General features: G+C 74.0%; 21 protein-coding genes and 1 tRNA gene. 13 read left to right on the top strand and 9 right to left on the bottom strand.

Annotated features, from left to right (window positions below):
- Nucleotides 1-4: 4 nt before the first annotated feature.
- Nucleotides 5-973: a carbohydrate ABC transporter permease gene (locus tag ACE1OA_RS21980; protein WP_384866773.1), complete on the top strand. Its 969-nt coding sequence runs from the start codon at nucleotides 5-7 to the stop codon at nucleotides 971-973.
- Nucleotides 970-1,794: a carbohydrate ABC transporter permease gene (locus ACE1OA_RS21975; RefSeq protein ID WP_384866774.1), complete on the top strand. Its 825-nt coding sequence runs from the start codon at nucleotides 970-972 to the stop codon at nucleotides 1,792-1,794. The genes ACE1OA_RS21980 and ACE1OA_RS21975 overlap by 4 nt, the downstream gene beginning before the upstream one ends.
- 94 nt (nucleotides 1,795-1,888) lie before the next feature.
- Here the strand turns inward: ACE1OA_RS21975 and ACE1OA_RS21970 are convergent, their stop codons facing one another.
- From ACE1OA_RS21970 to ACE1OA_RS21960, 3 genes are all read right to left on the bottom strand, one after another.
- On the bottom strand, nucleotides 1,889-3,376 hold the full coding sequence (locus ACE1OA_RS21970; RefSeq protein WP_386540456.1) for a cellulose binding domain-containing protein: 1,488 nt from the start codon (nucleotides 3,374-3,376) through the stop codon (nucleotides 1,889-1,891).
- 159 nt (nucleotides 3,377-3,535) lie between these two features.
- Complete coding sequence (locus tag ACE1OA_RS21965) at nucleotides 3,536-4,951, bottom strand: HAMP domain-containing sensor histidine kinase (RefSeq protein ID WP_356599070.1); 1,416 nt, start codon at nucleotides 4,949-4,951, stop codon at nucleotides 3,536-3,538.
- The gene (locus ACE1OA_RS21960; protein WP_432753257.1) at nucleotides 4,948-5,649 is read right to left on the bottom strand and encodes a response regulator transcription factor; all 702 of its coding nucleotides are present in this window, start codon (nucleotides 5,647-5,649) and stop codon (nucleotides 4,948-4,950) included. The genes ACE1OA_RS21965 and ACE1OA_RS21960 overlap by 4 nt, the downstream gene beginning before the upstream one ends.
- A 78-nt stretch (nucleotides 5,650-5,727) precedes the next feature.
- On the opposite strand from ACE1OA_RS21960, the gene ACE1OA_RS21955 reads away from it, so the two are divergent.
- Entirely contained in the window at nucleotides 5,728-6,291 is a 564-nt protein-coding gene (locus ACE1OA_RS21955; protein ID WP_432753256.1) for a hypothetical protein, read from the top strand.
- A 57-nt stretch (nucleotides 6,292-6,348) separates the two neighbouring features.
- Here ACE1OA_RS21955 and ACE1OA_RS21950 read toward each other — a convergent pair whose 3' ends face one another.
- Both ACE1OA_RS21950 and ACE1OA_RS21945 read right to left on the bottom strand, forming a co-directional pair.
- A complete protein-coding gene (locus ACE1OA_RS21950) occupies nucleotides 6,349-7,230 on the bottom strand; it encodes a spermidine synthase (protein WP_432753255.1) in 882 nt (293 codons plus the stop codon).
- Between the two features lie 81 nt (nucleotides 7,231-7,311).
- On the bottom strand, nucleotides 7,312-7,752 hold the full coding sequence (locus tag ACE1OA_RS21945) for a hypothetical protein (protein ID WP_386540453.1): 441 nt from the start codon (nucleotides 7,750-7,752) through the stop codon (nucleotides 7,312-7,314).
- A 224-nt stretch (nucleotides 7,753-7,976) separates the two neighbouring features.
- On the opposite strand from ACE1OA_RS21945, the gene ACE1OA_RS21940 reads away from it, so the two are divergent.
- Entirely contained in the window at nucleotides 7,977-9,260 is a 1,284-nt protein-coding gene (locus ACE1OA_RS21940; protein WP_432753254.1) for a tetratricopeptide repeat protein, read from the top strand.
- Nucleotides 9,261-9,356: 96 nt separating this feature from the next.
- Here the strand turns inward: ACE1OA_RS21940 and ACE1OA_RS21935 are convergent, their stop codons facing one another.
- Nucleotides 9,357-9,950 (bottom strand): histidine phosphatase family protein, encoded by a 594-nt coding sequence (locus ACE1OA_RS21935; protein WP_356599080.1) that lies wholly within the window; start codon nucleotides 9,948-9,950, stop codon nucleotides 9,357-9,359.
- Between the two features lie 128 nt (nucleotides 9,951-10,078).
- Between ACE1OA_RS21935 and ACE1OA_RS21930 the strand changes: the two genes are divergently transcribed.
- The 4 genes from ACE1OA_RS21930 (at nucleotide 10,079) to ACE1OA_RS21915 (ending at nucleotide 15,110) form a co-directional block, all read left to right on the top strand.
- A complete protein-coding gene (locus tag ACE1OA_RS21930; RefSeq protein WP_356599082.1) occupies nucleotides 10,079-10,990 on the top strand; it encodes a phosphatase PAP2 family protein in 912 nt (303 codons plus the stop codon).
- On the top strand, nucleotides 10,884-12,074 hold the full coding sequence (locus ACE1OA_RS21925; protein WP_432753253.1) for a hypothetical protein: 1,191 nt from the start codon (nucleotides 10,884-10,886) through the stop codon (nucleotides 12,072-12,074). The genes ACE1OA_RS21930 and ACE1OA_RS21925 overlap by 107 nt, the downstream gene beginning before the upstream one ends.
- A gap of 82 nt (nucleotides 12,075-12,156) precedes the next feature.
- Nucleotides 12,157-13,776: a hypothetical protein gene (locus tag ACE1OA_RS21920; protein ID WP_432753252.1), complete on the top strand. Its 1,620-nt coding sequence runs from the start codon at nucleotides 12,157-12,159 to the stop codon at nucleotides 13,774-13,776.
- A complete protein-coding gene (locus ACE1OA_RS21915; RefSeq protein WP_384866787.1) occupies nucleotides 13,773-15,110 on the top strand; it encodes an AAA domain-containing protein in 1,338 nt (445 codons plus the stop codon). Before ACE1OA_RS21920 ends, ACE1OA_RS21915 begins: the two co-directional genes overlap by 4 nt.
- Nucleotides 15,111-15,148: 38 nt before the next feature.
- Here ACE1OA_RS21915 and ACE1OA_RS21910 read toward each other — a convergent pair whose 3' ends face one another.
- The gene (locus ACE1OA_RS21910; RefSeq protein ID WP_356599090.1) at nucleotides 15,149-15,742 is read right to left on the bottom strand and encodes a peroxiredoxin-like family protein; all 594 of its coding nucleotides are present in this window, start codon (nucleotides 15,740-15,742) and stop codon (nucleotides 15,149-15,151) included.
- A 68-nt stretch (nucleotides 15,743-15,810) separates the two neighbouring features.
- On the opposite strand from ACE1OA_RS21910, the gene ACE1OA_RS21905 reads away from it, so the two are divergent.
- The 4 genes from ACE1OA_RS21905 (at nucleotide 15,811) to ACE1OA_RS21890 (ending at nucleotide 17,952) form a co-directional block, all read left to right on the top strand.
- On the top strand, nucleotides 15,811-16,425 hold the full coding sequence (locus ACE1OA_RS21905) for a TetR/AcrR family transcriptional regulator C-terminal domain-containing protein (protein ID WP_356599092.1): 615 nt from the start codon (nucleotides 15,811-15,813) through the stop codon (nucleotides 16,423-16,425).
- Between the two features lie 134 nt (nucleotides 16,426-16,559).
- Nucleotides 16,560-16,916, top strand: coding sequence for a hypothetical protein (locus ACE1OA_RS21900; RefSeq protein ID WP_356599094.1), 357 nt, complete (start codon nucleotides 16,560-16,562; stop codon nucleotides 16,914-16,916).
- A gap of 300 nt (nucleotides 16,917-17,216) precedes the next feature.
- Entirely contained in the window at nucleotides 17,217-17,888 is a 672-nt protein-coding gene (locus ACE1OA_RS21895; RefSeq protein ID WP_356599096.1) for a bifunctional DNA primase/polymerase, read from the top strand.
- A tRNA-Lys gene (locus tag ACE1OA_RS21890) sits at nucleotides 17,879-17,952 on the top strand. The genes ACE1OA_RS21895 and ACE1OA_RS21890 overlap by 10 nt, the downstream gene beginning before the upstream one ends.
- A gap of 104 nt (nucleotides 17,953-18,056) precedes the next feature.
- Here ACE1OA_RS21890 and ACE1OA_RS21885 read toward each other — a convergent pair.
- Complete coding sequence (locus ACE1OA_RS21885; protein WP_384866790.1) at nucleotides 18,057-19,310, bottom strand: M6 family metalloprotease domain-containing protein; 1,254 nt, start codon at nucleotides 19,308-19,310, stop codon at nucleotides 18,057-18,059.
- A gap of 355 nt (nucleotides 19,311-19,665) precedes the next feature.
- On the opposite strand from ACE1OA_RS21885, the gene ACE1OA_RS21880 reads away from it, so the two are divergent.
- A complete protein-coding gene (locus tag ACE1OA_RS21880) occupies nucleotides 19,666-21,681 on the top strand; it encodes a putative bifunctional diguanylate cyclase/phosphodiesterase (protein WP_432753251.1) in 2,016 nt (671 codons plus the stop codon).
- A 96-nt stretch (nucleotides 21,682-21,777) separates the two neighbouring features.
- Here the strand turns inward: ACE1OA_RS21880 and ACE1OA_RS21875 are convergent, their stop codons facing one another.
- Nucleotides 21,778-23,484 (bottom strand): glycosyl hydrolase family 18 protein, encoded by a 1,707-nt coding sequence (locus tag ACE1OA_RS21875; protein WP_356599102.1) that lies wholly within the window; start codon nucleotides 23,482-23,484, stop codon nucleotides 21,778-21,780.
- Nucleotides 23,485-23,600 lie beyond the last annotated feature (116 nt).

The following is a 23,600-nucleotide window of genomic DNA, read 5'->3' as shown; positions in this document are numbered from 1 at the left end:
CCGGATGACAGCGGACGGGACCGGCGCCCCGGCACGGAAGAGCCCCGGGCGGGCCGCCCACGCGGCCCGGCGGGGCCGCCGGGACGGCAGCTGGAGCCCGTACGCCTTCGTGGCCCCCTTCTTCCTGTTCTTCGCGGCCTTCGGGCTCTTCCCGCTGCTCTACACCGGCTGGGCCTCGCTGCACCGGGTGGAGTTGACGGCGCCCACCGAGATGGAGTGGGTGGGGCTGCGGAACTACTCCCGGCTCGTGCGGGACGAGTTCTTCTGGAACGCGCTGAAGAACACCGTCCTCCTCGGTGTCATGTCGACCGTCCCGCAGCTGCTGCTCGCGCTCGGGATCGCGGAACTCCTCGACCGGCGGCTGCGCGGCCGGGCCTTCTTCCGGGTCGCTGCCCTCACCCCGTACGCGACGTCGGTGGCCGCCGCGACCCTCGTGTTCGTGCTCCTCTTCGGACGGGACTACGGAATGGTCAACTGGGCCCTGGGGCTGGCCGGGGTGCCGCCCGTCGACTGGCAGAACGGAACCTGGTCGTCCCGGTGCGCGGTGTCGGCGATCGTGGTGTGGCGCTGGACGGGCTTCAACGCGCTGATCTACCTGGCGGCGATGCAGGCGATCCCGCGGGAGCTGTACGAGTCGGCGGCGCTGGACGGGGCCTCGCGTCTACGGCGGTTCGTCCACGTCACGTTGCCCGGACTGCGGCCGACGCTGCTGTTCACGGTCGTGGTGTCGACGATCGGGGCGACCCAGCTCTTCGGCGAGCCGCTGCTGTTCAGCGGCGGGGCGGGGGCGACCGGCGGGGCGGACCACCAGTTCCAGACGCTGGGGCTGTACCTGTACGAGCAGGGCTGGGTGAACCTGCATCTCGGACGGGCCTCGGCGATCGCCTGGGCCATGCTCCTGATCCTGCTGCTGGTCGGGGCGGTGGCGGGGGCGGTGCGCCGGTACGGCCCCTGGCGCGGTGACGCCTCGTGACCGCGCGGCGGGCCGGACCGCTCACGTACGCCCTGCTCGCGGCCGTCACGATCGGGTCCCTCTTCCCGCTCGTGTGGACGGCGGTCGCCGCCTCGACGGACTCCACCCGGCTCGCGCGGACCCCGCCGCCCTTCCGCTTCGGCGGGAACCTGGGGCACAACCTGTCGATCGCCTGGACCGACGCCAACCTGGGCACGGCGTTGCTGAACACGACGGTCGTGGCGGGAACGGTGACGGCGGGGACGGTGCTGTTCTCCACCCTGGCGGGCTTCGCCTTCGCCAGGCTGCGGTTCAGGTTCCGCACCGGACTGCTGCTGGTCGTGATCGGCACGATGGCGGTGCCGCCCCAACTGGGCGCCGTGCCGCTGTACATGCTGATCGCCGAGCTGTCGTGGACGGACCGCCTCCAGGCGGTGATCCTGCCCGCGCTGGCCTCCGCCTTCGGAGTCTTCTTCATGCGCCAGCACCTGGTCGAGGCCCTTCCCCCGGAACTGGTCGAGGCCGCCCGGGTGGACGGGGCGGGGGCGCTGCGGACGGTCTGGCACGTGGTGTTCCCGGCGGCCCGTCCGGCGATGGCCGTGCTCGGCATGCTGACCTTCGTGGCGGCCTGGAACGACTTCTTCTGGCCGGTCATCGCCCTGACGCAGAGCGGCAGTCCGACGGTGCAGGTGGCCCTGGCCGGTCTCGGGCGGGGCTACGTCCCGGACCAGGCGGTGATCATGGCGGGCGCCCTCCTGGGGACGCTGCCGCTGCTGGTCGTGTTCGTCCTCTTCGGACGGCACATCGTGGGCGGGATCATGCGCGGCGCGGTGAAGGGCTGACGGGTCCGGAGGGGGCCTTCGGGACACGGAGGCGCGCTCCGGCCGGGGGTGGGGTGGTCCGGCCGGAGCGCGCGGTGTGGGGGGAGGGTGGTGGCTACCGGTAGGCGCCGAACGCCTTGGTGAACGCCAGCGGCTGCTGCAGGATCGAGGAGCAGGTGGCGTCGGCGTGGTTCACGGCGCCGGCCGCGCACTGCTTGTCGCGGGTCGAGGACCACATGGACAGCCAGCCGATCCCCTTGGACTTGGCGAAGTCGACCAGCTGGGTGGCGTCGTCGACCTTGAAGACCTCGGTCGTGACGTCGTTGACGCCGATCATCGGGGTGACGGCGACGGCCTTCCAGGCTGCCGCGTCGGACAGCCCGAGGACACCCTTGATCTGCGCCTGGGTGGCGGTCGCGGCCTGGATCGCGTACTGGCCCATGTCGCCGCTGTAGGCGGGCCCGTAGTCCATCGCCATGATGTTGACGGCGTCGATCCGGACACCGTTCCTCTTCGCGTCGGCGAGCAGGTCCACGCCCGGCTGGGTCAGGCCCTCGGGCATGACCGGCAGGGTGAAGGAGACGTTCAGACCGGGGTGGGTCTTCTGGAGCTGGGCGATCGCCTGGGCGCGGCGGGTGTTGGCGGCGGTGTCCGGCAGGGCCGCGCCCTCGATGTCGAAGTCGACCTTGGTGAGCTTGTACTGGTCGACGACCTTGCCGTACGCCGCGGCGAGGTCGGCGGAGCCGGAGCAGTTCAGGGCCAGCTCGTGGCCCGCGGCGCCGCCGAAGGAGACCCGGACGTCACCGCCCTTGGCGCGCAGGGCGCCGATCTGGGAGGCGACCCGGTCGCTCGCGAGGTCGGTGACGCCGCCCCAAAGGGGCGCGCAGGAGCCGCCGGAGGTGATGAAGGCGAGGTTGAACTCCTTCACACCGGTGGCGTCGGCGGTGGCGAGCAGGTCGTAGGCCGGGTAGAGCGAGGTGTCCACGTACGGCGCGTACTTCGCGGCGGTGCCCGGGGCACCGGTCGCGGTCGCCGTCGGGGTGGGGCTCGCGGTGGCCGTCCGGGTCGGGGTCGGGGTGGCGGGAGCGCTGGGCGTCGCGGAGGCGGTGGGGGCGACGGTGGCCGTGGGCTGCCCGGTGGGGCGGCCGCTCGGGGTCGGGGTGGCGCCGCCCGCGGAGCAGGCGGACTTGTTGATCAGGCAGTGCGTCGGGTCGCCGGCCTGGCCGCTCGCCGAGGTCACGAAGCCGACGGTGACGGACTGGCCGGGGGCCAGCTCCTTGTTCCAGCTCGCGGGCCGGACCGTGACGTGCTGCCCGGAGACGGTGTGGTCGCCGTTCCACAGCGAGCCGATCCTCGTCCCGGCGGGCAGGTCGAACTCCAGGGTCCAGTCCTTCTGCACCGCGGAGGTCTCGTTGGTGACGACGTACTGGCCGGTGTAACCGCCCTCCCAGGAGCTGGTCTTGGTGTAGGCGGCGCCGACGGACGCCGCCTGGGCGGTGCCGGTGAGCGCGAAGACCGCGCCGCCGATCACCGCGGCGGCGACGACGGCTCCGACGGCCTTGGTCCTGCCGGTCGTCCTGCGCCGGTGCGAGCTGGTGCCCATCGCGTGCCTGCCTCTGTGTGCGGGGGTGGGGTGCGGCAGCACGCTAGCGAGCCGGAGACGGACAAATCCGCCTGCAGGCCCGGTGGTTGGGATTCTTAGGCTCCGCTTAAGGGAGGCATCGGGGGGACGAAAGGTTCGGGCCCGCGGCGGGGTCGCGGCTCAGGAGGCGTCGGCCCGCCGGCTGCCCGTGCCGCTGCCTCGTCTGCGGCGCGCCGTGCGGTGGCCGCGCCGTCCGCCGTGGTCACCGGTTCCGCGTCCGTCGAGCCCGATCCAGATGCGGACCTCGGTGCCGCCGAGCACCGAGTGACCGATGCGGACGTCGCCGCCGGTGGACTCGGCCATCCGGCGCACGATGTCCAGGCCGAGGCCGGTGGAGCCGTCCCGGTGGCCGTTGTTGCCGCGGGTCAGCGCGGCGGCCGGGTCGGCGATGCCGGAGCCGGCGTCGGAGACGAGCACGATGACGGCGTCGTCGCCGTTGTGCACGTCGACGGAGAAGGCGGTGCCCTCGGGGGTGTGGCGGAAGACGTTGCCGAGCAGCGCGTCGAGGGCGGCGACCAGTTCGGGGCGGGCGACGGGGATCCGGACCGGGCGGTCGACGCCCGCGACCCGCACCTTGCGGCCCTCGTCCTCGGCGAGCGCGGACCAGAAGTCCATCCGCTCGCGGACGACCTCGGAGGCGTCGCAACCGGCGCCCGGACCGGTGGCCTGGGTCTGGGGCTTGGCCTCGCGCGCGGTACGGATGATGGTGTCGACCTCGCGCTCCAGCTGCTCGACGGCGTGGCGGGTCTGCTCGGCGGCCGGACCGGAGCCGAGCGAGGCGGCGTTGAGCCGGAGCACGGTGAGCGGGGTCCGCAGCCGGTGGGAGAGGTCGGCGGCCAGCTCCCGCTCGTTGGCGAGGAGCTGGACGACCTGGTCGGCCATGGAGTTGAAGGCGATCGCCGCGGACTTGAGCTCGGGCGGCCCCTCCTCGGGGACCCGGGCGCCGAGCCGGCCCTCGCCCAGGTCGTGGGCGGCGCCCGCGAGGCGCTGGGCGGGCTGGACCATCCGGACGCCGAGCCGGTCGGCGACCGCGACGGATCCGACGATCAGGGCGATGCCGACACCGGCCAGCACCAGCCAGGCGGTGGCGACGCCGTTGCTGACCTCGCCCTCGGGGACGAAGAGTTCGACGATCGCGACCTGGCCGGAGCCGAGCGCGGTCGGCTGGAGCAGCACGGAGCCGCCCGGCACCTCGGTGATGGTGGCGCGACCCAGTTCGCGGGTGATCCGCAGATCGTCCTCGGCGGCGCGCCGGGTGCCGATCTCCAGCGCCTTGCCGCCCGGTTCGTCGGCGGCGGGGACATGGACGGCCATCCGCCCGGCGGCGCCGTCCTCGGTGGTGGCGACGGCCCGGTCCAGTTCCTCGCGTTCGGTGGTGATCGCGAGGACGGGCGCGAGGCCGGCGGCGCGCCGCTCGGCGTTGGAGAACGCCCGGTCGCGGGCCATCTCCTTGACGACGAGGCCGAGCGGGACGGCGAAGGCGACGACGACCATGGCGGTGACGGCGAGCGACACCTTGACGAGGGCCCATCTCACGGCGCGTTCCCCCGCGGCGGCTCCAGCTTCACGCCCACCCCGCGCAGGGTGTGCAGATAGCGCGGACGGGCCGCCGTCTCACCCAGTTTCCGCCGCAGCCAGGACAGATGCACGTCGATGGTCTGGTCGTCCCCGTAGGACTGCTGCCAGACCTCGGCGAGCAGTTCCTTGCGCGGCACGACGACGCCCGGCCGTCCCGCGAGGAAGGCCAGCAGGTCGAACTCCCGCCGGGTCAGGTCCAGGGTGGTCCCGTCGAGTTCCGCCTGCCGCCGCAGTGGATCGATCGAGAGACCGCCGACCTGGATCACCCGCGACGGCGGCGCCTCGCCCGCGGACGCCCGCGAGCGGCGCAGCACGGCGGCCATCCGCGCGGAGAGGTGCTCCACGGAGAAGGGCTTGACGAGGTAGTCGTCGGCCCCGTCGTTGAGGAGCCGGACGATCTCCGTCTCGTCGTCCCGCGCGGTCGCGATGATCACGGGGACGTCGGTGATGCCGCGCAGCATCTTGAGCGCCTCGGCCCCGTCCAGGTCGGGGAGTCCGAGGTCCAGGATGACCACGTCGAAACGGAAATGGGCGACCTCGCGCAACGCCTCCAGGGCCGTGCCGACGCTCCGTACGGTGTGGGAGGCCTCGGTCAGATGCCGGATGAGGGCGGAGCGCACGAACTGGTCGTCCTCGACCACGAGCACACTTGCCATGGGCCGCACCGTACGCCATACGGGGGAAGCCGAGGGAAGGTCCACCCTCCGGGACGCCGGCGCACGCGGTGGTGCACTATGGCCCGGATGCGAAGAGGACTTGTTCACGCCATGGCGTGGTCGCTCGCCACGGGCGCGGCGGTCACCCTCTCCTGGTGGGGTGTGCACACGGTGCTGGCGGGCACGGTCTACGACCCGCCGCGCGCCCTGCCCATTCCCGTCGGTCACTCCGAGGATCCGGACACCGGGGGCGGCGAGCCGCTCGCCTCCGCGACCGGGCGGCCCGGTACCCCCACGGCGACGGCCTCGCCGGGCGGGAGCGGCACCCCGTCGTCCTCGCCGTCCGCGGCCCCCTCGCGCCGGCCGAGCGCACCCGCGTCGTCGAACGGCCCGGGTCCGGACGGCGGCGGCAGCGGCGCGGGCGACGTGAAGAGCTACGCCGTCGACGGCGGCCGGGTCGTCTTCGACATCGGCGCGACCTCGGCGGAACTGGTGTCGGCGACCCCGGCCTCGGGCTGGCAGATGCAGGTCTGGAAGCAGCCGACCTGGATCCGGGTGACGTTCACCCGGGACGGCCGCGAACTGTCCGTCTTCTGCGTCTGGCACGACACCGCGCCGCGCGTCGAGATCGACGAACGCTGACCCTCGCGGGCCCCGCGCGCCTCACGGGCCTCACGGGCCTCACGGGCCTCACGGGCCTCAGCGGAAGACGGACGCCGGCGGCACGGGCGAGGGCTTGGCGCTGGCGTCGGTCACCGGCGTCGCTCCCCCGGTGAAGTCGGCGAGCGCACGGCCGTGTTCGACCCTCCCGGCGTGCGGGTCGGTCGCCACGCGGCGGGTCAGCTCCGCGACCGGCAGCTCCCGGTCGGAGGCGAGCAGGACGGCGTTGCCGAAGCGGCGGCCCCGCAGCACGGTCGGGTCGGCGACCAGCGCCAGTTCGGGGAAGACGGTGGCGGCGGTGGCGATCTGGCCGCGCAGGTGGGTCAGCGGCGGCCCGTCGGCCAGGTTGGCCGCGTAGAAGCCGCCCGACCGGAGCACCCGGCGAACCTCGGTGAGGAACTCCGTGCTGGTCAGGTGCGCGGGCGTGCGGGCTCCGCTGAACACGTCGGCGATGATCAGGTCCGCCCAGCCGTCCTGCACCTTGGCGAGCCCGGCGCGCGCGTCGGTGGAGCGGACGCGGATCCGGGCGCCCGCGTCGAGGGGGAGTTCCCGGCGTACGAGCTGGACCAGGGAGCCGTCGAGCTCCACGATCTGCTGGGTGGAGCGGGGCCGGGTGGCGGCCACGTACCGGGCGAGGGTGAAGGCTCCGCCGCCGAGGTGCACGGCCTGGACCGGCCGGTTCGGCGGGGCGGCGAGATCGGCGATGTGGCCGAGCCGGCGCTGGTACTCGAAGGAGAGGTGGGCCGGGTCGTCGAGGTCGACGTGCGACTGCGGGGCACCGTCGATCAGCAGCGTCCAGCCGCGGGGGCGCTCCCGGTCGGGTATGAGCTCCGCGAGTCCGCCGTCGACGGTCTCGACGACGGCGACGGCGACGGCGCCCGCCGCCCGTTCACGCTGCTTGTTTCTTGCCACGAGCCCCATTATCGGCCCGTGCGCCGGTACGCCGCCCGACGAGCCCGCCGCGGGACCGGGCACGGCTCCGGGAGCCGCGGCGAGACTCCCTCAGCGGCAGCCGTCCGCCGCTTCGATCAGACGGGCCGCCTGGCCGAGGGCCTCGCGCAGCACCTCCGGGTCGGTGACCTGACCGGCGCCCTCGGGGGGCAGCAGCCAGCCCGCGGGCCGCGGCGCGCCACCCGCCGCCGGATCGGGCAGCTCTGGGAGTTCGGGGATGCGCAGACCTCGCCCGGAGGTCTGCGTACAGGCGCTGCCGGGCATGTCCCAGCCCTCGGCCGTGCCGGGCGGCACCAGGAAGCCGAGGGTGTCGCAGGCTCCGTCGTGCAGGACCGGGCCGACCACCGGGGCCCCGCCGCGGCGCAGGATGTCGACGGCCTCCAGGCCCTGACGGGCCGGCACGGTCACCAGGTCACAGGGCTCGCCGTGCGAGGCGCTCGCGTCCGGGGTGGGCGCGTGGCGCGCGGTCGACTGCGATCCGATCTCCAACAAGGGGACCCCTCCTCGCTCCTGAGGAGACACGTTCCGTCTCTCCGCATGGTTCAACGCCCGGGGGCGTCAACAGCTACGGCGGCACGCCGCCGCAAAGGATGGCAGTTCATGGCAGATCGCGAGCGAGATATCCGATTTGTAGCCAAACTCTGCGTGTGCGGGCGGTCACAGCAGGTACGTTCTTGCCCCGCCGGAACACCGGCTGCACAGGAGAGGGCTCGGCCATGGCGTTGTCACGGGCAGTTCCCAATCTCGCCTTCCGCCGGCTCCGCGGACAGCACTCGCCGGCGGAGTTCGCCGCGGCGGTCCGCAGGGCCGCGCGGGAGATCGGCGAGCAGGTCGCCTGCGACGCCCGCTACATCGGGCGGGTGGAGGCGGGCGAGATCCGCTGCCCGAACTACGCGTACGAGCGGGTGTTCCTGCACATGTTCCCCGGCCTGAGCCTGGCGGACCTGGGCTTCTCGGCACGGGAGGCGGTACGCGGACGGCGCCCGGCCACGGCGCCCGCCATCACGACCCGGAACGATGAGGAGAGCGACGTGCTGCGTCGCGCATTCATGACGAGCGGTACCGCCACGGTGGCGGTCGCGTCGCTGGGACTCGGCGGACCGGCCGCCGCGATCCCGGCCCCCCGCGGAGCGCACCGGATCGGCGAGGCCGAGGTGAAGGCCGTCGAGGACGCCGTACGGCAGATCCGCGTGCTCGACGACCGGCACGGCGCCGACGGGCTCTACCAGTCGGCCGCCCAGCCGCTGCGGGCGGCCTACGCCCTGCTCGACAAGGGCACGGCGGCCCGCCGCTCGACCGAGGACCGGCTGCACGCGGGCGCCGGGGAGCTCTCCCTGTCGGTCGGCTGGCTGGCCCACGACTCGGGTCGCTTCGACGACGCCCGCTCGCACTACGCCGAGGCGCTCGCCACCGCGCGCGTGGCCGGCGACCCCGCCCTGGAGGCGCACGCCTTCTGCAACACGTCGTTCCTGGCCAGGGACGCGGGACGGTACCGGGAGGCGGTCCGGGCGGCCCAGGCGGGACTGCGGGCCGCCCGGCCCCTGTCCTCGGCGCGGCTGCTGTCGCTGCTCTCCCTGCGGGAGGCGGGGGCCTGGGCGGGTCTCGGCGACCGGACCGCCTGCGAGCAGGCGCTGGGCCGGGCGCACGCCCACTTCGCGAAGGGCTCCTCCGACGGCGATCCGGAGTGGATGTCCTTCTTCGGCGAGCCCGAGCTGGAGGCGCTGGAGGCGCAGTGCTGGTCGGCGCTGGGCGACCGGGGCCGCGCGGCCCGCCACGCCCATCGCGCGACGGTCCTGCAGAACCCGCATTTCGCGCGCAACCTCGCCCTGTACCGGGCCCAGCTCGCGGGCGACCTGGCCCACGCGGGCCGGCACGACGAGGCGGCGGCGGAGGCGCGGCGGGTGGTGGACGCGCTGGGCGACGTCCAGTCCTCGCGCATCCGCGCGATGCTGGCGGACACCCGGCGGGTGCTGGCGGGCCACGGGGCGCGGACGCTCTGACCCGGGGCGGGACGGCGACCGGTTGGCCCGCGAGCCGGATGACCGGAGCCGGCCGGACCGGTCCCGGGGAGGGACCGGCCGTCGCGGCCGGCCCGCCTACTCCATGTGGCCCGTGTCGTTCCAGCGTTCGATCGCCGGCTCTCCGTACGCCCAGCCGAGCACCGACAGGCTCGTCGGGTCGAGGCGGATCCGCGAGCCGAAGGAGACGGGCTCACCGAGCCAGCGCGCCCCGATGGAGCGCAGGATGTGGCCGTGGGCGAAGACCAGCACGTCCCGGTCGGCCGACCGCGCCCAGTCCACCACCTCGTCCGCCCGGGCCGTGACCTGCTCCAGGCTCTCGCCCTCCGGCACCGCGTCGCGCCAGAGCAGCCAGCCCGGCCGGCGCTCCTGGATCTCGTCCGGGGTGAGGCCCTCGTAGGCCCCGTAGTCCCACTCCATCAGGGTGTCCCAGTCCCGGGCCCGCTCGCCGAAGCCCGCGAGGTCGCAGGTCTCCCGCGCGCGCAGCAGCGGGCTGGTGCGGATCTCCAGGTCCGGCAGGCCGTTCCACGGCGCCCGGTGCAGGCGCTCCCCGAGGAGCTTCGCGCCGCGTCGGCCCTCGTCGAGCAGCGGGATGTCGGTCCTGCCGGTGTGGCGGCCACTCAGCGACCATTCGGTCTGGCCGTGCCGGGCGAGCAGGATGCGCGGTGCCATGAAGGCTCTCCTGGGGGTCACGTGGCAGGTGCCCCTCCATCATCCCGCACGTGAACCGGCGTCGACGTCCGGGCAACCTCCCGCCTCCGCACGGCGTCCCCTAGGCCGAGCCGAGGGGGAACACACGTATGACCGAGAGAGCCGCGCGCCGGCCGCGCTGGTGGGCCGAGTTGTCGCTGATCGCCGTGGTGTACGCCGCGTACTCGGGCGGCCGGCTGCTCGCCCGCGGGGACACGGGCGGTGCCGTCGAGCACGGTCTGGCGATCCTGCGGCTGGAGCAGGCGCTCCACCTGAACGCCGAGCACCCCCTCAACCGCCTCTTCACGAGCACCCCGGCCCTCGGGATACCCGCCGACTTCGCGTACGCCTCCCTGCACTACCTCGTCACCCCGGCCGTCCTGGTCTGGCTCTTCCGCCGCCGCCCCGGCCGCTACCGGGCCGCCCGGACCTGGCTGATGCTGTCCACCCTCCTCGGCCTGGTCGGCTTCACGCTCCTGCCGACCTGCCCGCCGCGGCTGCTCGACGCGGGCCACGGATTCGTCGACACCATGGCGCAGTTCAGCGCGTACGGCTGGTGGGGCGCCGAGGCCAGCGCCCCGCGCGGGATGGGCGGGATGACTAACCAGTACGCGGCGATGCCGAGCCTGCACGTCGGCTGGGCGCTGTGGTGCGGGGTGATGCTGTGGCGCCACGGGCGCACGCCGCTGTTCAGGGCCCTCGGTGTCGCCTACCCGCTGCTGACCGTGATCGTGGTGATGGGCACGGCGAACCACTACTTCCTCGACGCGGTCGCCGGGGCGGCCGTGATGGGCCTCGGGCTGCTGCTGACGGCACCCGCGCTGCGGCTCGCGGACCGGGTCCGCACCACCCTCCCGGGCGGCGAGGCACCCGTACCATCCCCGATTGTCGGTGGCGGATGCGAGACTTCCGCGGGTGAGCGCATCCCTGGGCAGCGGAGCTCCACCGACTCCGCAGACGACACGACCGCATGGGGTCTCCCCAGCTCCGGCGACGCCGCGAGTGTGGGGAAAGCTCGCTGAGCTGCGCGGGCCGGCGACGGCGCCGCACCCGCTGGACGCGCGGGCGCTGGCGGCGCTGGCCGCCAACCCGGGCTGCAAGCGGCGGGCGCTGCTCGACGGCGCCGGGGTCGACAAGGCCGCGCTCGCGTCGAAGCTCGGCTCGCCCGCGGCCTTCGGTCAGTCGCAGTTCGCCTTCATGCGGGGGAACGCCTTCGAGGCGAAGGTCAAGGCCGACGGCGGGCGCGAGCTGCTGCGACTGCTCGGGATCGACGAGCCGGGGGCGGTCGGGGCACCGGACCTGGCGGCGGCCGGACCCGAGGGGCGGGCGGCCCGTACGGCGCTGGCGCTGCGCGAGGCGACCGCTGCCGGCGGCTGGGCCCTGCTCGACCATCCGATGCTGGCCCTGGAGGTGGCGGGCTCGGCCGCCTACCTGGAGCCGGACGCGGTCGTGGTCCACCCCGACGGGCGGTGGACGGTCGTGGAGATCAAGTCGTTCCCGATGATCGACGGCGCGGCGGACGCCTCGAAGGTGGGGGCGGCTGCCCGGCAGGCGGCGGTGTACGTGCTGGCGCTGGAGCGGGTGGCGGCGCTGACGGAGGGCGCGGAGGTGGCCCACTCGGTGCTGCTCGTCTGCCCCAAGGACTTCTCCAACCTGCCGACCGCCTCGGTCGTGGACGTGCGCAAGCAGTTGTCGGTCACCCGGCGCCAACTGGCCCGGCTGACCCGGATCGAGGAGATCGCGGCGATGGTGCCGGAGGGCGTCACCTTCGACGTGGAGGGCTGCTCGACCGAACAGCTGAGGGCCGCGGTGGAGTCGGTCCCGCACGCGTACGCGCCGGAGTGCCTGTCCGCCTGCGAGCTGGCCTTCCACTGTCGCGAGCGGGCCCGGCTCGCGGGCGCGGTGGAGGCCCTCGGCCGGTCGGCGCGCAGCGAACTGGGCGGTCTGACCACGATCGGCGAGGTCCTGGCGGCGGCCCGCGGCGAGGCGGGCGACGCGGACGACCCGACCGTCGGAGCCCTGCGCCGCGCGCAGGCCCTGCGCGGCGAGGCGCTGGCGGCGGCCGGCGCGTCCCGGATCCCCGGACAGGAGGCGCTCGGATGGTGAGGCGTCACGTCCTGCGGGCCGACACGGGGGCGCGGCCCGCGGCCGCGTGCGGTGTGCCCGGACAGGACCCGGGGGGCCCGGCATGTCGCTGATCTCCACCCTCGCCCGGCTGGAGGCCGTCGAGTCGGGGCGGGCGCAGCCGCTCGCCACCGTCCGGCACCGGCACGTGGCGGAGCGGCCGCTGGTCCTCGTCCCGCTGACCACCGCCGGCGAGGCGGGCGCACCGCTCGGGGCGCTGGTCGGCACCGACCGCGAGGAGCCGCGGCTCCTCGTCGTGGCCCAGCCGCGCGACCGCGACCTGCGGTTCGCGTTCCTCGCCGACCTGGCCGAGGAGGTCCTGCCGTACATCGACGGGTTCACCGACGGCGTGGAGGCCGCCGAGCGCAACGAGACCGACCCGGAGACCGGCAAGAAGGTCAAGGTCGAGGTGGAACTGTGCGCGGACGCGCCCCAGTTGATCGTGCCGAGCCGCGCGGGCGTCGAGTACGTCCGGCTGCTCGGCCGGTCCATGCGCTTCCGGCGCACCGTGGAGCAGGACCCGGAGACGCCCTTCCCCGCGCCGCCGCGGGTGCCGCTGCTGGGCCGCTGGCTGACGCACTTCGGCGAGCGGGCCCGGGTGCCCGGCTCGTCCCTGCTGCTGTCGGCGACGGACCTGCTCAACCGGCACTGGGCGACCGGTCAGTCGTCCCTGGAGGACCAGCACCTGGGCGCCCTGCTCGCGTGGATCGACACGGACGGGTCCGAGTCCGGCGCGCAGGCGGCGCTGCGGGCGGAACTCGGCCGGGACCGGGACGGACAGCTGGTGTGCCCGCCGGCGGGTCCGGCGACCGACCCGGCCTTCGACAACCGGCTGCTGGCACCCGCGGTCGAGCGCTTCGACCGCGCCCGGCAGGCCCTGGGCGCGGCCGAGGACGGTGAGACGGCGGACGACCGGCTCGGCGAACTGCACGGCGCGGAGCGGGAGATCCGCCGGCTGATCGCCTCGCAGCTGGCGCCGACGTGGCACGCGGTGTGGCGCGCCCTCGACCTGCTGCGGGAGCTGCCGGAGGGCGCCCGGGTGGCCGACCGCTGGACCCGCGACCGCTGGTCCTTCACCGGGCACCGCGACCGGGTGACGGCCGGCGAGCCGCCCCAGCCGCGCCGGGACGACGCGGTGACGGCGGCCCGGAAGCTGGCGGCGCGCGAGCAGGCCCAGGGCCAGCTGGAGGCGCAGGAGGCCCTCGACGATCCGCTGGTGCTCGCCGGGCGGCGGCTGTCGGGTGAGGCGTTCGTCGCCGAGGTGGTGGAGGTGACGATGGCCTGGTCCGAGTCGAAGCGGCCGTCGCCGCGGCCCCTGCTGACGGTCCGCACGGACGACCGGCCGCACCTGGGCGCACCGGGCGCGTCCCCGGCCGAGGGCGGCGCGAAGGTGAAGGTCTACCGCTCGCTGGAAGGCAGGCCGCAGACGGCGGAGTTCGTCCGGTACGAGGCCGACGGCTCGCTGGTCCTGCGGATCACCGACCGGATGGGACGGTCCAAGGAGCCCGCGGAGGGCTCGGTGCCGCAGAAGGGCGAACGGATCGCCTGGACGCTGTTCGAGCACGAGCAGCGGGTGGGGGCGAAGCTGCCGGACCCGGAGGAGACGCCCTGGACGCACGGCGGGCCGCCGCGGTCCGACGCCGCCGAACCGCCCGACACCGTCACCACGGAGGACCTGCTGTGAGCCCCGCGCCCTTCGACCCGTCGGCCGCGGCGACCCGGGCGACCGCGGACATCCTCGCCGACACGCTGCACGGGGACGCCCGCGGTGTGGTCGTGGACTCCCCGCCCGGTGCCGGCAAATCGACGCTGGTGGTGCGCGCCGCACTCGAACTGGCCGCGGCCGGACGTCCGTTGATGGTCGTCGCGCAGACGAACGCGCAGGTGGACGACCTCGTGCTGCGACTGGCGGAGAAGGAGCCGGAACTGCCGGTGGGCCGCCTGCACTCCAACGACAGCGACCCCTACGACCGGGCGCTCGACGACCTGGACAACGTACGCAAGTCGGCGAAGGCGGGCGATCTCGCGGGTCTGGACGTGGTCATCTCGACGGCCGCCAAGTGGGCCCACGTGAAGAACGTCGAGCCGTGGGCGCACGCCATCGTGGACGAGGCGTACCAGATGCGTTCGGACGCGCTGCTCGCGGTGGCGGGCCTCTTCGAGCGGGCGCTGTTCGTGGGCGACCCGGGTCAGCTGGACCCGTTCTCGGTGGTCGGCGCCGACCAGTGGGCGGGGCTCTCGTACGACCCGTCGGCCAGCGCGGTCTCCACGCTGCTCGCGCACAACCCGGAGCTGCCCCAGCACCGGCTGCCCGTCTCATGGCGGCTGCCGGCGTCGGCGGCGCCGCTGGTGTCCGACGCCTTCTACCCGTACACGCCGTTCCGCAGCGGCACGGACCACGGGGACCGGCGGCTCTCCTTCGGCGTGCCGTCGGACGGCTCGGGCCCGGACCGGGTCCTCGACGAGGCGGCCGCGTCGGGGTGGGGGCTGCTGGAGCTGCCGGCCCGGCACACGCCGCGCACGGACCCGGAGGCGGTGCGGGCGGTCGCGCTCGTGGTGCGCCGTCTGCTCGACCGGGGCGGCGCCGCCGTCTCGGAACGGGGGCCCGACCCCGTACCGCTCACCGCGGACCGGATCGCGGTCGGCACCGCCCACCGCGACCAGGCGGCGGCGGTCCGGGCGGCGCTCGGGGAACTGGGCGTCGCGGGCGTGACCGTGGACACGGCGAACCGCCTGCAGGGCCGCGAGTACGACGTGACGGTCGTCCTGCACCCGCTCTCGGGCCGCCCCGACGCCACGGCCTTCCATCTGGAGACGGGCCGGCTCTGCGTCCTGGCCTCCCGCCACCGCCACGCCTGCATCGTGGTGTGCCGCGAGGGCGTGGCCGACCTCCTCGACGAGCACCCCTCCACGGAGCCGGTGCAGCTGGGCGTGACGGTGAAGTTCCCGGACGGCTGGGAGGCGAACCACGCGGTGCTCTCCCACCTGTCCGAACACCGCGTCACCTGGACCCCCTGACCCGCCCGACGCGCCGGGGGTCCGGCCCCGGGGCGTCCTCAGGGGGTCGCGGCGGCCGGGCGTGGGGCGGCGGCCGCGAGGGAGAGGAGCGTGTCGACCGGCCACTGGTCGTCGGCGTGCTCGCCGTACTTCGCGGCCGCGACGAGGCCCTCGTCGGTGATCAGGAAGTCGGCGGGGAGACCGAGCCGTCCCCCGTTCGGCCGAGCGACCGGCGGCTTCTGCCGGCCGCGCAGCAGCGCCACGACGCCGAGGGTCACCGAGCGGGCCACCGGCCACCACGCCCGCGGGTCGAGCAGCGACCGCGGCGAGGACTCCACGCCGAAGGCGGCGTACAGGCGCTTGTCGGGATCGGCCACGACCGCGAAGGGCAGGTCGTCGAGGTGCGGCAGCAGCTCCTCCTCCGGCGAGTGGAAGACCACCACCTCGCGGATCCCGGCGGCCTCGATCTCCTCGTGCCGCCGGACCACCGAGCGCAGGTGCAGGTGGCAGACGGGGCAGCCCGCGAACCGCCGGAACTGGAGGTGGATCAGCCGTTCCGGGTCGGGGACGGCCAGCCGGGGCCCGAGGACGGGATCGAGCACGCGGACAGGGGCGGCGGAGCCGGGCTCCAGCAGCCTGCCGGGCAGGTTCATGGGACACCTCTCGCGTAGGAGTACGGCGTACACCAACAGCGTAGGCGTATGCCGTACGCTGTCAAGCCATGCCGCGCCCCCGCTCGCTCACCCAGGCCCAGCTGGCCTCCGCCGCCCTCGCCGTCATCGACCGCGACGGGCTCGCCGGCCTCTCCATGCGCGCCGTCGCCAAGGAGCTCGGGACGAGCACGATGGCGCTCTACCGGTACGTGGCGGACCGCGACGAGCTCGAGGGGCTCGTCGTCGAGCTGGTCCTGGGGGCCGTGGACACCAGCCCGCCCGCGCCGGACACGCCGTGGCGGGACCGGGTCACCGTGCTGGTGCGGCGGCTGCGCGACACGGTCGGCGCCCACCCCGGGGTCGTCCTGCTGACGGTCACCCACCGGCACCGCTCGCCCGGCGTCCTGCGCTGGTCGGAGGCGGTGCTCGCGCTCCTCGCCGAGGCCGGCCTCACGGGCGAGCGGCGGGTCGTGGCCCTGCGCGGACTCCTCGCGTACGTCATCGGCGCGATCCAGCTCGAGCACCTGGGGGCGCTGTCCGGCGCGGGGACGGCCGCCATAACGGCACTGCCGCCCGAGGAGTTCCCCCACACGACCGACACCGCCCGGCACGCCCGGCAGGTGGACGCGGAGCGGGAGTTCTTCGGCGGCCTCGCGGCCTTCCTCCGCGGACTCGACGCCTGAGAGCCGGCTCGGGGACCGGGCCGGAATCCGGGCTCGGTCCACGGGCCGTCCCCGAGGCCCTCTTGCGCGCAGGCGCCACAATGGAAGAGCGGCCCGGGTGTCCGGGCCGTGTGCGTGCGAGGAGGAGACGAACGATGGCGGAATCCGCGGAGCGCAACGGCCAGCGGAGGCTACGGCCCGCACCGCTGATCTTCGAGCCTGCCGAGGCGACCGCCGACCCGGAGCACTTCTTCGACCTGGAGTCGATGGAGGACCCGAGGGAGCTGCTGTCCCGGGCGACCGAGCTGACCCTGGCCTTCCGCGCGGCGACGGACCGGGCCGTGGAGTTCCAGGCGATCGCGGCGGCGCAGCTCGCCGACCCGCGCCGGTTCGACCGGCTGACGGCCGCCGACGTCGCCGCCCGGGCCGAGTGGACCGAGGACTACGCCCGGAAGATGATCGAGTTCGGCCGGGACCTGATCCGGGCGGGCGGGCGGCCCGCGGAGGACTGAGCCGGGCACGGGGCCCGCGCACCGGCCGGCCCGTCAGGCCCGTCCAGCGGGTCCGTCCGCCGGGCCGGTCGCCCACCAGGTCCGTCCAGCGGGTCCGCCCACCAGGTCCGTCCAGCCGGACCTGCTCGCCGCCACTCGCCGCCACCCGCGTGCCCCACCGCCCGGCGGCGCGCCCGGCGCACGCCCGCGGCGATGACAGCGGGCATATGCCGGGGCGAAAGATACTCCCTTCACCCCCGCCCTGTCCGGGATTCTTCAACCCTCGGGAACGGAGCGGTCACTCCGGGTACATCTGGATGCATGACCGCATGGCTGCGAGACGAATCCCCCCTGAGCCCGGCCCCGTACGGCACGGACGAGCGCCGCACCGACCGGTCCGACGTCTTCGGGTTCCTGCGGGACCGGGACGAGGGACGGCACCACACCGCCCGCGTCACGTCCTGCGGGGCCGGCTGGCTCGCCTCCGCCGCCGGCTACCCGCGCTCGGCGCTCGCCCAGTGGGAGGCCCGGCCCACCGCCCCCGCGGTGCTGCCCTGCGGCACGGTCTTCGACGTCGTGAACGTGGACACGGTCTTCGGGCGCCGGATGCTCGAACGCCTCTGGGCGGAGGGCCCCGGCTCGGGCCCCGTCGCCGTCCACCGCGGCCGGATGCTCCTCTTCGCCGCCCCGGGGACCGCCCAGCGACTGCCGTCCCTGCTCGACTGGGAGGAGTGGGGGGAGGCCGTCCCGCGCCCCCTGTGTCACGGCGTCGGGGACGCGGTCACCATCCCGCCGCTCACCCCGCTCGACCCGGCCGGCCCCCGCTGGGTCGTCGCCCCCGACACGCGCAGCCCCTGGCTCCCGGGACCCGAGGTCATGCTCTGGGCCTGCGTCCGGGCGGTCCGCGCGGCCTCCGCCGCCGACGTGCGGGTATCGATTTTTCCTCGCGCCGATCAGGATGCTAAGGTCTACGACGTCAGCAGGCGCCGCTAGCTCAGTTGGTTAGAGCAGCTGACTCTTAATCAGCGGGTCCGGGGTTCGAGTCCCTGGCGGCGCACAGACGAAGAAGGCCCCCCGCGCGAGCGGGGGGCCTTCTTGTCGTGTCCCTCCGCACCGGGCACGCCTCCCGGAGGGAGCCGGCCCGAGCCTCCGCGGACGTGCTCAGGAACCCTCCTCGCCCACCGTCACCTTCACGGTCCAGACCCCCGCCCGGGTCCGGTCGGCGACCTCCACCCGCGTCCCGTCCTCCGGCACGGTGAAGGTCTCGCCCACGCCGAGCGGCGCGTCCGCGAGCGGCGGGTAGACCGAGCGGTCCCAGCAGGCCTCGGTGTGCGGATGGGTGTCCACGACCTCGATCGGACCGTCGCCGGACGCCGCCTCGTTCCGCACCCGGTAGATCAGCACGCCCTCGGTGCAGGTGTCCCGGTCGTTGCCCGTCGCACCGCGCGCCTCGATCGCCAGGACGCTGCCCGAGCCGGTCCGCACGACCGCGAGCCGGTTGCCGACCGTGCCGCCGGCCACCGGCGCCGCCGCGATCGGCTCCAGGCTGAGCAGCCGCGCGTCGGGACCCTGGACGCAGGTCACCTGGTTCCGCTCCAGCCAGCCCAGCTTCCACTTGTGCCAGCCGAAGAGGTCGGGGGCCAGGCCGAACTGGCTGCCCATGACGTCCCAGTCGCCCACATGGGTGTCCCAGTCCCCCTTGCCGTCCACCGGCCGGTGGTAGAGGTCCGGCAGGTCGAAGACGTGCCCGGTCTCGTGGGCCAGCACGTTGCGGTCCGGCGGGTGCCGCTCGAAGACGGTGACCACCCGTTTGATCTCCGTGCCGTCGACGTCGATCGGGTGGTCCAGGTTGACGACCTTCGTGGCGTCGGAGTCCACTCCCGGCGCGTCCGGGTCGGCGACCAGGTAGACGATGTCGTACCGCGAGAAGTCCACCCGGTCGTCCGCCGCGGCGATCGCGTCGCGCAGGTACGCGGTGCGCCGGCCCGCGTCCCAGTCACGCCTTATGTCGTACGCGGAGGACGGCTGCGGCATCCGCGTCCACTCGCGGCGGACGTCCGGGAGCAGCGAGAAGCGTCCGTAGGAGGCGCGCCGGAAGAAGTCGTCGGTGCCGGGGAAGTAGTCGGCCGCCAGCTCGTCGGGGGTGATCAGCGGGGTGGAGTCCGGGAAGGACAGGAAGATCATGACGGCGTCGAGGGAGTCGACGGGCTTGGGGTAGGAGCCGTTCCAGGTGTCCAGGCCCAGGGAGTGATGGGCGGAGGTGCGGGGCAGTGCACAGGGCCCGGCCGAGGAGGCGCCCACGGCAGGGCCCGCCACGAGACCGGTCGCGGCCAGCGCGGCGAGGGAGGTGAACGCCGCCGACACGGCGCGCAGCCGCGGTCGTTCCACTCCCCCGGGTGTCTGCTGACCCCTCACGTGGACCTCCGGCTCCGGAATAGGGGACACCCCACCCACCCTGTGCCGTTTTGCCGCGTTTCGCACTTTTCCGCTGCCCCAGTCGGGTGAGCGGGCGACACGGGGTCGACGCGACACGGCACGTCACCAGCTCACGGAAAGTCACATTCGGTCACGGTGGCGTCGTCCCGTGTCAGAGCCGCGCAGAAACGATCGGCCGGGGCTGCTCGGCCGAGCCGCTCGCGGCCCGCGCCGGACGGGAGGGCCCCACGGAGCTGGAACGGCCCCCCGGGCTACCTCTATGATCGGCACACTTTCAAGGCCGACCATCCCGAACCACATCTGTACGGCCCCGACTGCACTACGGGAGCGAGCGGTGAGCGGAACCCCCGAAGGACCGGTGCACGCCCAGCTCTCGCCCGCACGGGAGCACACGCCTCTGATCACGGAGCGTCATCCTCACCCCTCGACCGATGCGGGTCCCGGCTCGCTCCCGACCGCCGAAGGCCGCACGGGCGCCGGGCTCCCCGCCGAGGTGGGGCATACCTCCGATACAGGACTCCGTGCCACCGCCGGGTGCCGCGCCGAGGCCGAGGCGCGCGACTACCGCGCCGCCTTCCGGGCCGCCCAGCTGGCGATGGCCGTCGTCGACGAGGACGGCCTCGTGATCTCCGCCAACGACGCGTTCGGCACCCTCCTCGGCACCGAGGCCGGAGCGCTCCGGGAACAGGCCGCCGCAGATCTCGTCGACCTCGCCTCCGACGCCCGCACCTGGCACGCGTACCACGAGGTGCTGCGCGGCCGTCGCTCCCGCCTCAGCTGCACCCGCCGGCTCAAGCACCCCGACGGGCGCTCCCTGTGGGCCGAGGTCACCGTCGCCCCCGTACCCGAGAGTCCGCGCGTCCTGCTCTCGATCGCCGACATCAGCGACCGGCGCGAGCTCCAGGCCCGCCTGCGACACCTCCAGATGCACGACCCGGTGACCCGGCTGCCCAACCGGACGCTGTTCTTCGAACGGCTGGCGGCCGCCCTCGACGGGGCCGCGGAGCACGGAGAGCCGGAGGCCGTCCCCTGCCCGGACGAACCCACGGACCGCGGATCGTCGTACGAGTCGTACGAGTCCTACGAGTCGTACGGGCATGGCAGAACAGGGCGGATCGGTCTCTGCTACCTCGACCTGGACGGCTTCAAGGCCGTCAACGACACGCTGGGGCACCGGGTCGGCGACCGGCTCCTCGCCGCCGTGGCCTCCCGGCTGACGGAATGCGCGGACAGCGACGGGTACACCCGCAGCGGCGGACACCTGGTGGCACGCCTCGGCGGCGACGAGTTCGCGATCCTGGTCGAGGACTCGGCGGGCACGGAGCAGCTCGCGGACCTCGCGCAGTCCGTCCTGACCGCGCTCCAGCGGCCCTTCGACCTGGCCGGTCAGCGGCTCTCCGTCTCCGCCTCGATCGGCGTGGTGGAGCGGGCCGCCTCGGGGACGACGGCGACGGGGCTGATGCAGGCCGCGGACACGACGCTGTACTGGGCGAAGGCCGACGGCAAGGCCCGCTGGACCCTCTTCGACCCGGAGCGCAACGCCCATCGGATGACCCGCCAGGCGCTCAGCTCGACCCTGCGCCCCGCCGTGGAGCGCGACGAGTTCGCCCTCGAGTACCAGCCGCTGGTGGGGCTGTCGGACGGGACCGTGCGCGGTGTGGAGGCGCTGGTGCGGTGGAACCACCCCCAGTTCGGCCCCCTCCCGCCGAATCGGTTCATCGGGATCGCCGAGGAGGACGGCTCGATCGTCGAGCTCGGCCGGTGGGTGCTGCGGACCGCGTGCCGCCAGGCCCGGCAGTGGCAGCAGGACCATCCCCGGGAACGGCCGCTCTTCGTGAGCGTCAACGTGGCCGTGCGCCAGGTCTGGGACTCCGACCTGGTGGCGGACGTGGCGGGCATCCTGGCGGAGACAGGGCTGGCACCGCACCTGCTCCAGCTGGAGCTGACCGAGTCCGCGGTGATGGGCTCCGCCGGCCGGCCGCTCCAGGCGCTCCAGGCGCTCAGCGACATGGGCGTGCAGATCGCGATCGACGACTTCGGAACGGGCTACTCGAACCTGGCCTATCTGAGCCGGCTGCCGGTCTCGGCCCTCAAACTCGACGGCTCCTTCGTCCGCGGCTTCCAGGACGAGGCGCACCCCAACCCCGCGGACGAGCTCATCGTGGAGGCGCTGGTCCAGCTGGCGCACCGGCTGGGTCTGACGGTGACCGCCGAGTGCGTGGAGACCTCGGGCCAGGCGACCCGGCTGCGCCGCATCGGCTGCGACACCGGCCAGGGCTGGCTGTACTCCCGGGCGGTGACCCCCGACCGCATCGCGGCCCTGATCGGCGCCGCACCCATGCCGGCCTGAACCCGGCCGCCCGCCCCGGGCGGCACATGGATGCTGCCCCCGGCCGGAGGGACATCCGGGCGGGGGCAGCGGTCATGAGGGGGTGTCAGCCGGTGGTCAGCAGGCGCCCTGGTCCTTCCAGACGCCCCACTCGCCGGTCGTACCCGGCTCCTCGTTCTGGGTCCACCACTGCGCCTTCCAGGTGTGGCCCTTGTGGGAGACCAGCGCGCCGCCGGTGTAGACCGTGCCGGCCACGTACGCCGGGGACGTGCAGCCGGTGGTCGGCGGCGTCGTCGGCGGGGTCGTGGGCGGGGTGGTCGGAGGCGTCGTCGGCGGCGTGGTCGGAGGCGTGGTGGGCGGCGTGGTCGGGTTCGTCGGGGAGGAACCGACCGCGGTCACGATCTGGTTGAAGAGGGTGGCGTTGGCGTCCAGGCCGAGGAGCGAGTACATCATCGCGCCCGCCAGACCGCGCTGGTGCCCGTAGTCGGCACGGGCCTGGATGGTCCGCTGGTCGAGGCCGGTGAAGAACTCGCCGTCCTTGTAGAAGTACGCCGACTTGGCCTGGTCGTCCCAGAAGGTCGTGGCCGCGTTGTCGACGATGCCGCCGAGCTCCTTGTAGTGGGCGATGCCCGCCTGCTGGCTGACCGGACGGGCCGCGGAGGCGCCGGTCGCGGGCTGCGCGAGGCCGTTGGCGGACCCGGCCGGGACGCCCTTCCAGCCGCGGTAGTAGAACTCGTAGCCCAGCGTCAGCTTGTTCGCCGGGAAGCCGCCCGCGATGCCGTAGGCCGGCTTGCCGTCGATCCAGGAGTCGATGGCGTTGTCGATCGAGTACTTCTCGGTGCCCGGCTTGATGGCGTCCGTCGGGTCGTTGGCGCCCGAGTACAGCGGGGACTGGTGGTACGTCGGCCCGTCGCCGTCCCAGGCGCCGTGCATGTCGTACGTCATGATGTTCGCGTAGTCGAGGTACGCGCCGATCTTGTCCGTCTCGATGTTCTTGATCTTGTCCTGGCCGGCCGGGAGCGCCGCCGTCAGCAGGTACTTCTTGCCGCCGTGCGCCGCGCCGTACTCGTCCAGCTGCTTGCGGAACTCGGCGAGCAGCAGGGTGAAGTTGGCCTTGTCCTCGGGACCGTAGTGGTTGCCCAGGTGGCCGTCGGGCGAGCCCGGGTACTCCCAGTCGATGTCGATGCCGTCGAAGATGCCGGCCGCCGTGCCCGGCCCGCCGTAGCCGCCCTCGACCGGCAGGTCGCCCGCGATGTACTGCTTGACGCAGGAGGCGACGAGCTTCTTGCGGCTCGCGTCGGTGAGCGCCGCGTCGTGGAAGTACTTGGAGTACGTCCAGCCGCCCAGCGAGATGTTGATCTTCAGGTTGGGGTGCTTCGCCTTCAGCTCCTTGAACTGGTTGAAGACGCCCACGATCGGCTGGTCCCACTTGTCGGCCACGCCGTCGACGCTGTCCGCGGCCGAGAAGGAGCGCTGGTAGTCGGCGTAGGAGTCGCCCGCGCCGTCACCGGCGTTGGGGTTGGCGTCGTCGCCGGCCGCCTTGTTGGCCTCGAAACAGGTGAGGTCGGTCGGGTGGATGTTCCCGAACGAGTAGTTGATGATGTCGAGCTTGCCCGCGATGCCCCGGGTGTCGAGGTGCTTGGGATAGAAGGCGTTCCCGTACACGCTCCACTGGTCGTAGTACGCGATCTTCACGCCCCCGGACGAGGGGGCGGCGGCGTCGGCCGCCTGGGCGGAGCCGAGCCCGGCGGTCACGGCGAGCGCGCCGGCGGCGAGCGCGGAGCTCACCAGCGCGGCGATGAGGGGTCGTCTGCGGGGGTGCACGTGCGGCCTCCGAGGGAGTACTGGGGGTGGTGCCGTACAGGAACTGGAGCAGTGATAGCCCCCGCACGAACAGCACGTCAATGGTCTGAACCAGATTGAGGACTAGACCAATTCGC

It is taken from the genome of Streptomyces sp. JL2001 (assembly GCF_050917515.1).
Classification (GTDB): Bacteria; Actinomycetota; Actinomycetes; order Streptomycetales; family Streptomycetaceae; genus Streptomyces.
This window is presented reverse-complemented; position numbering and strand designations above follow the sequence as displayed.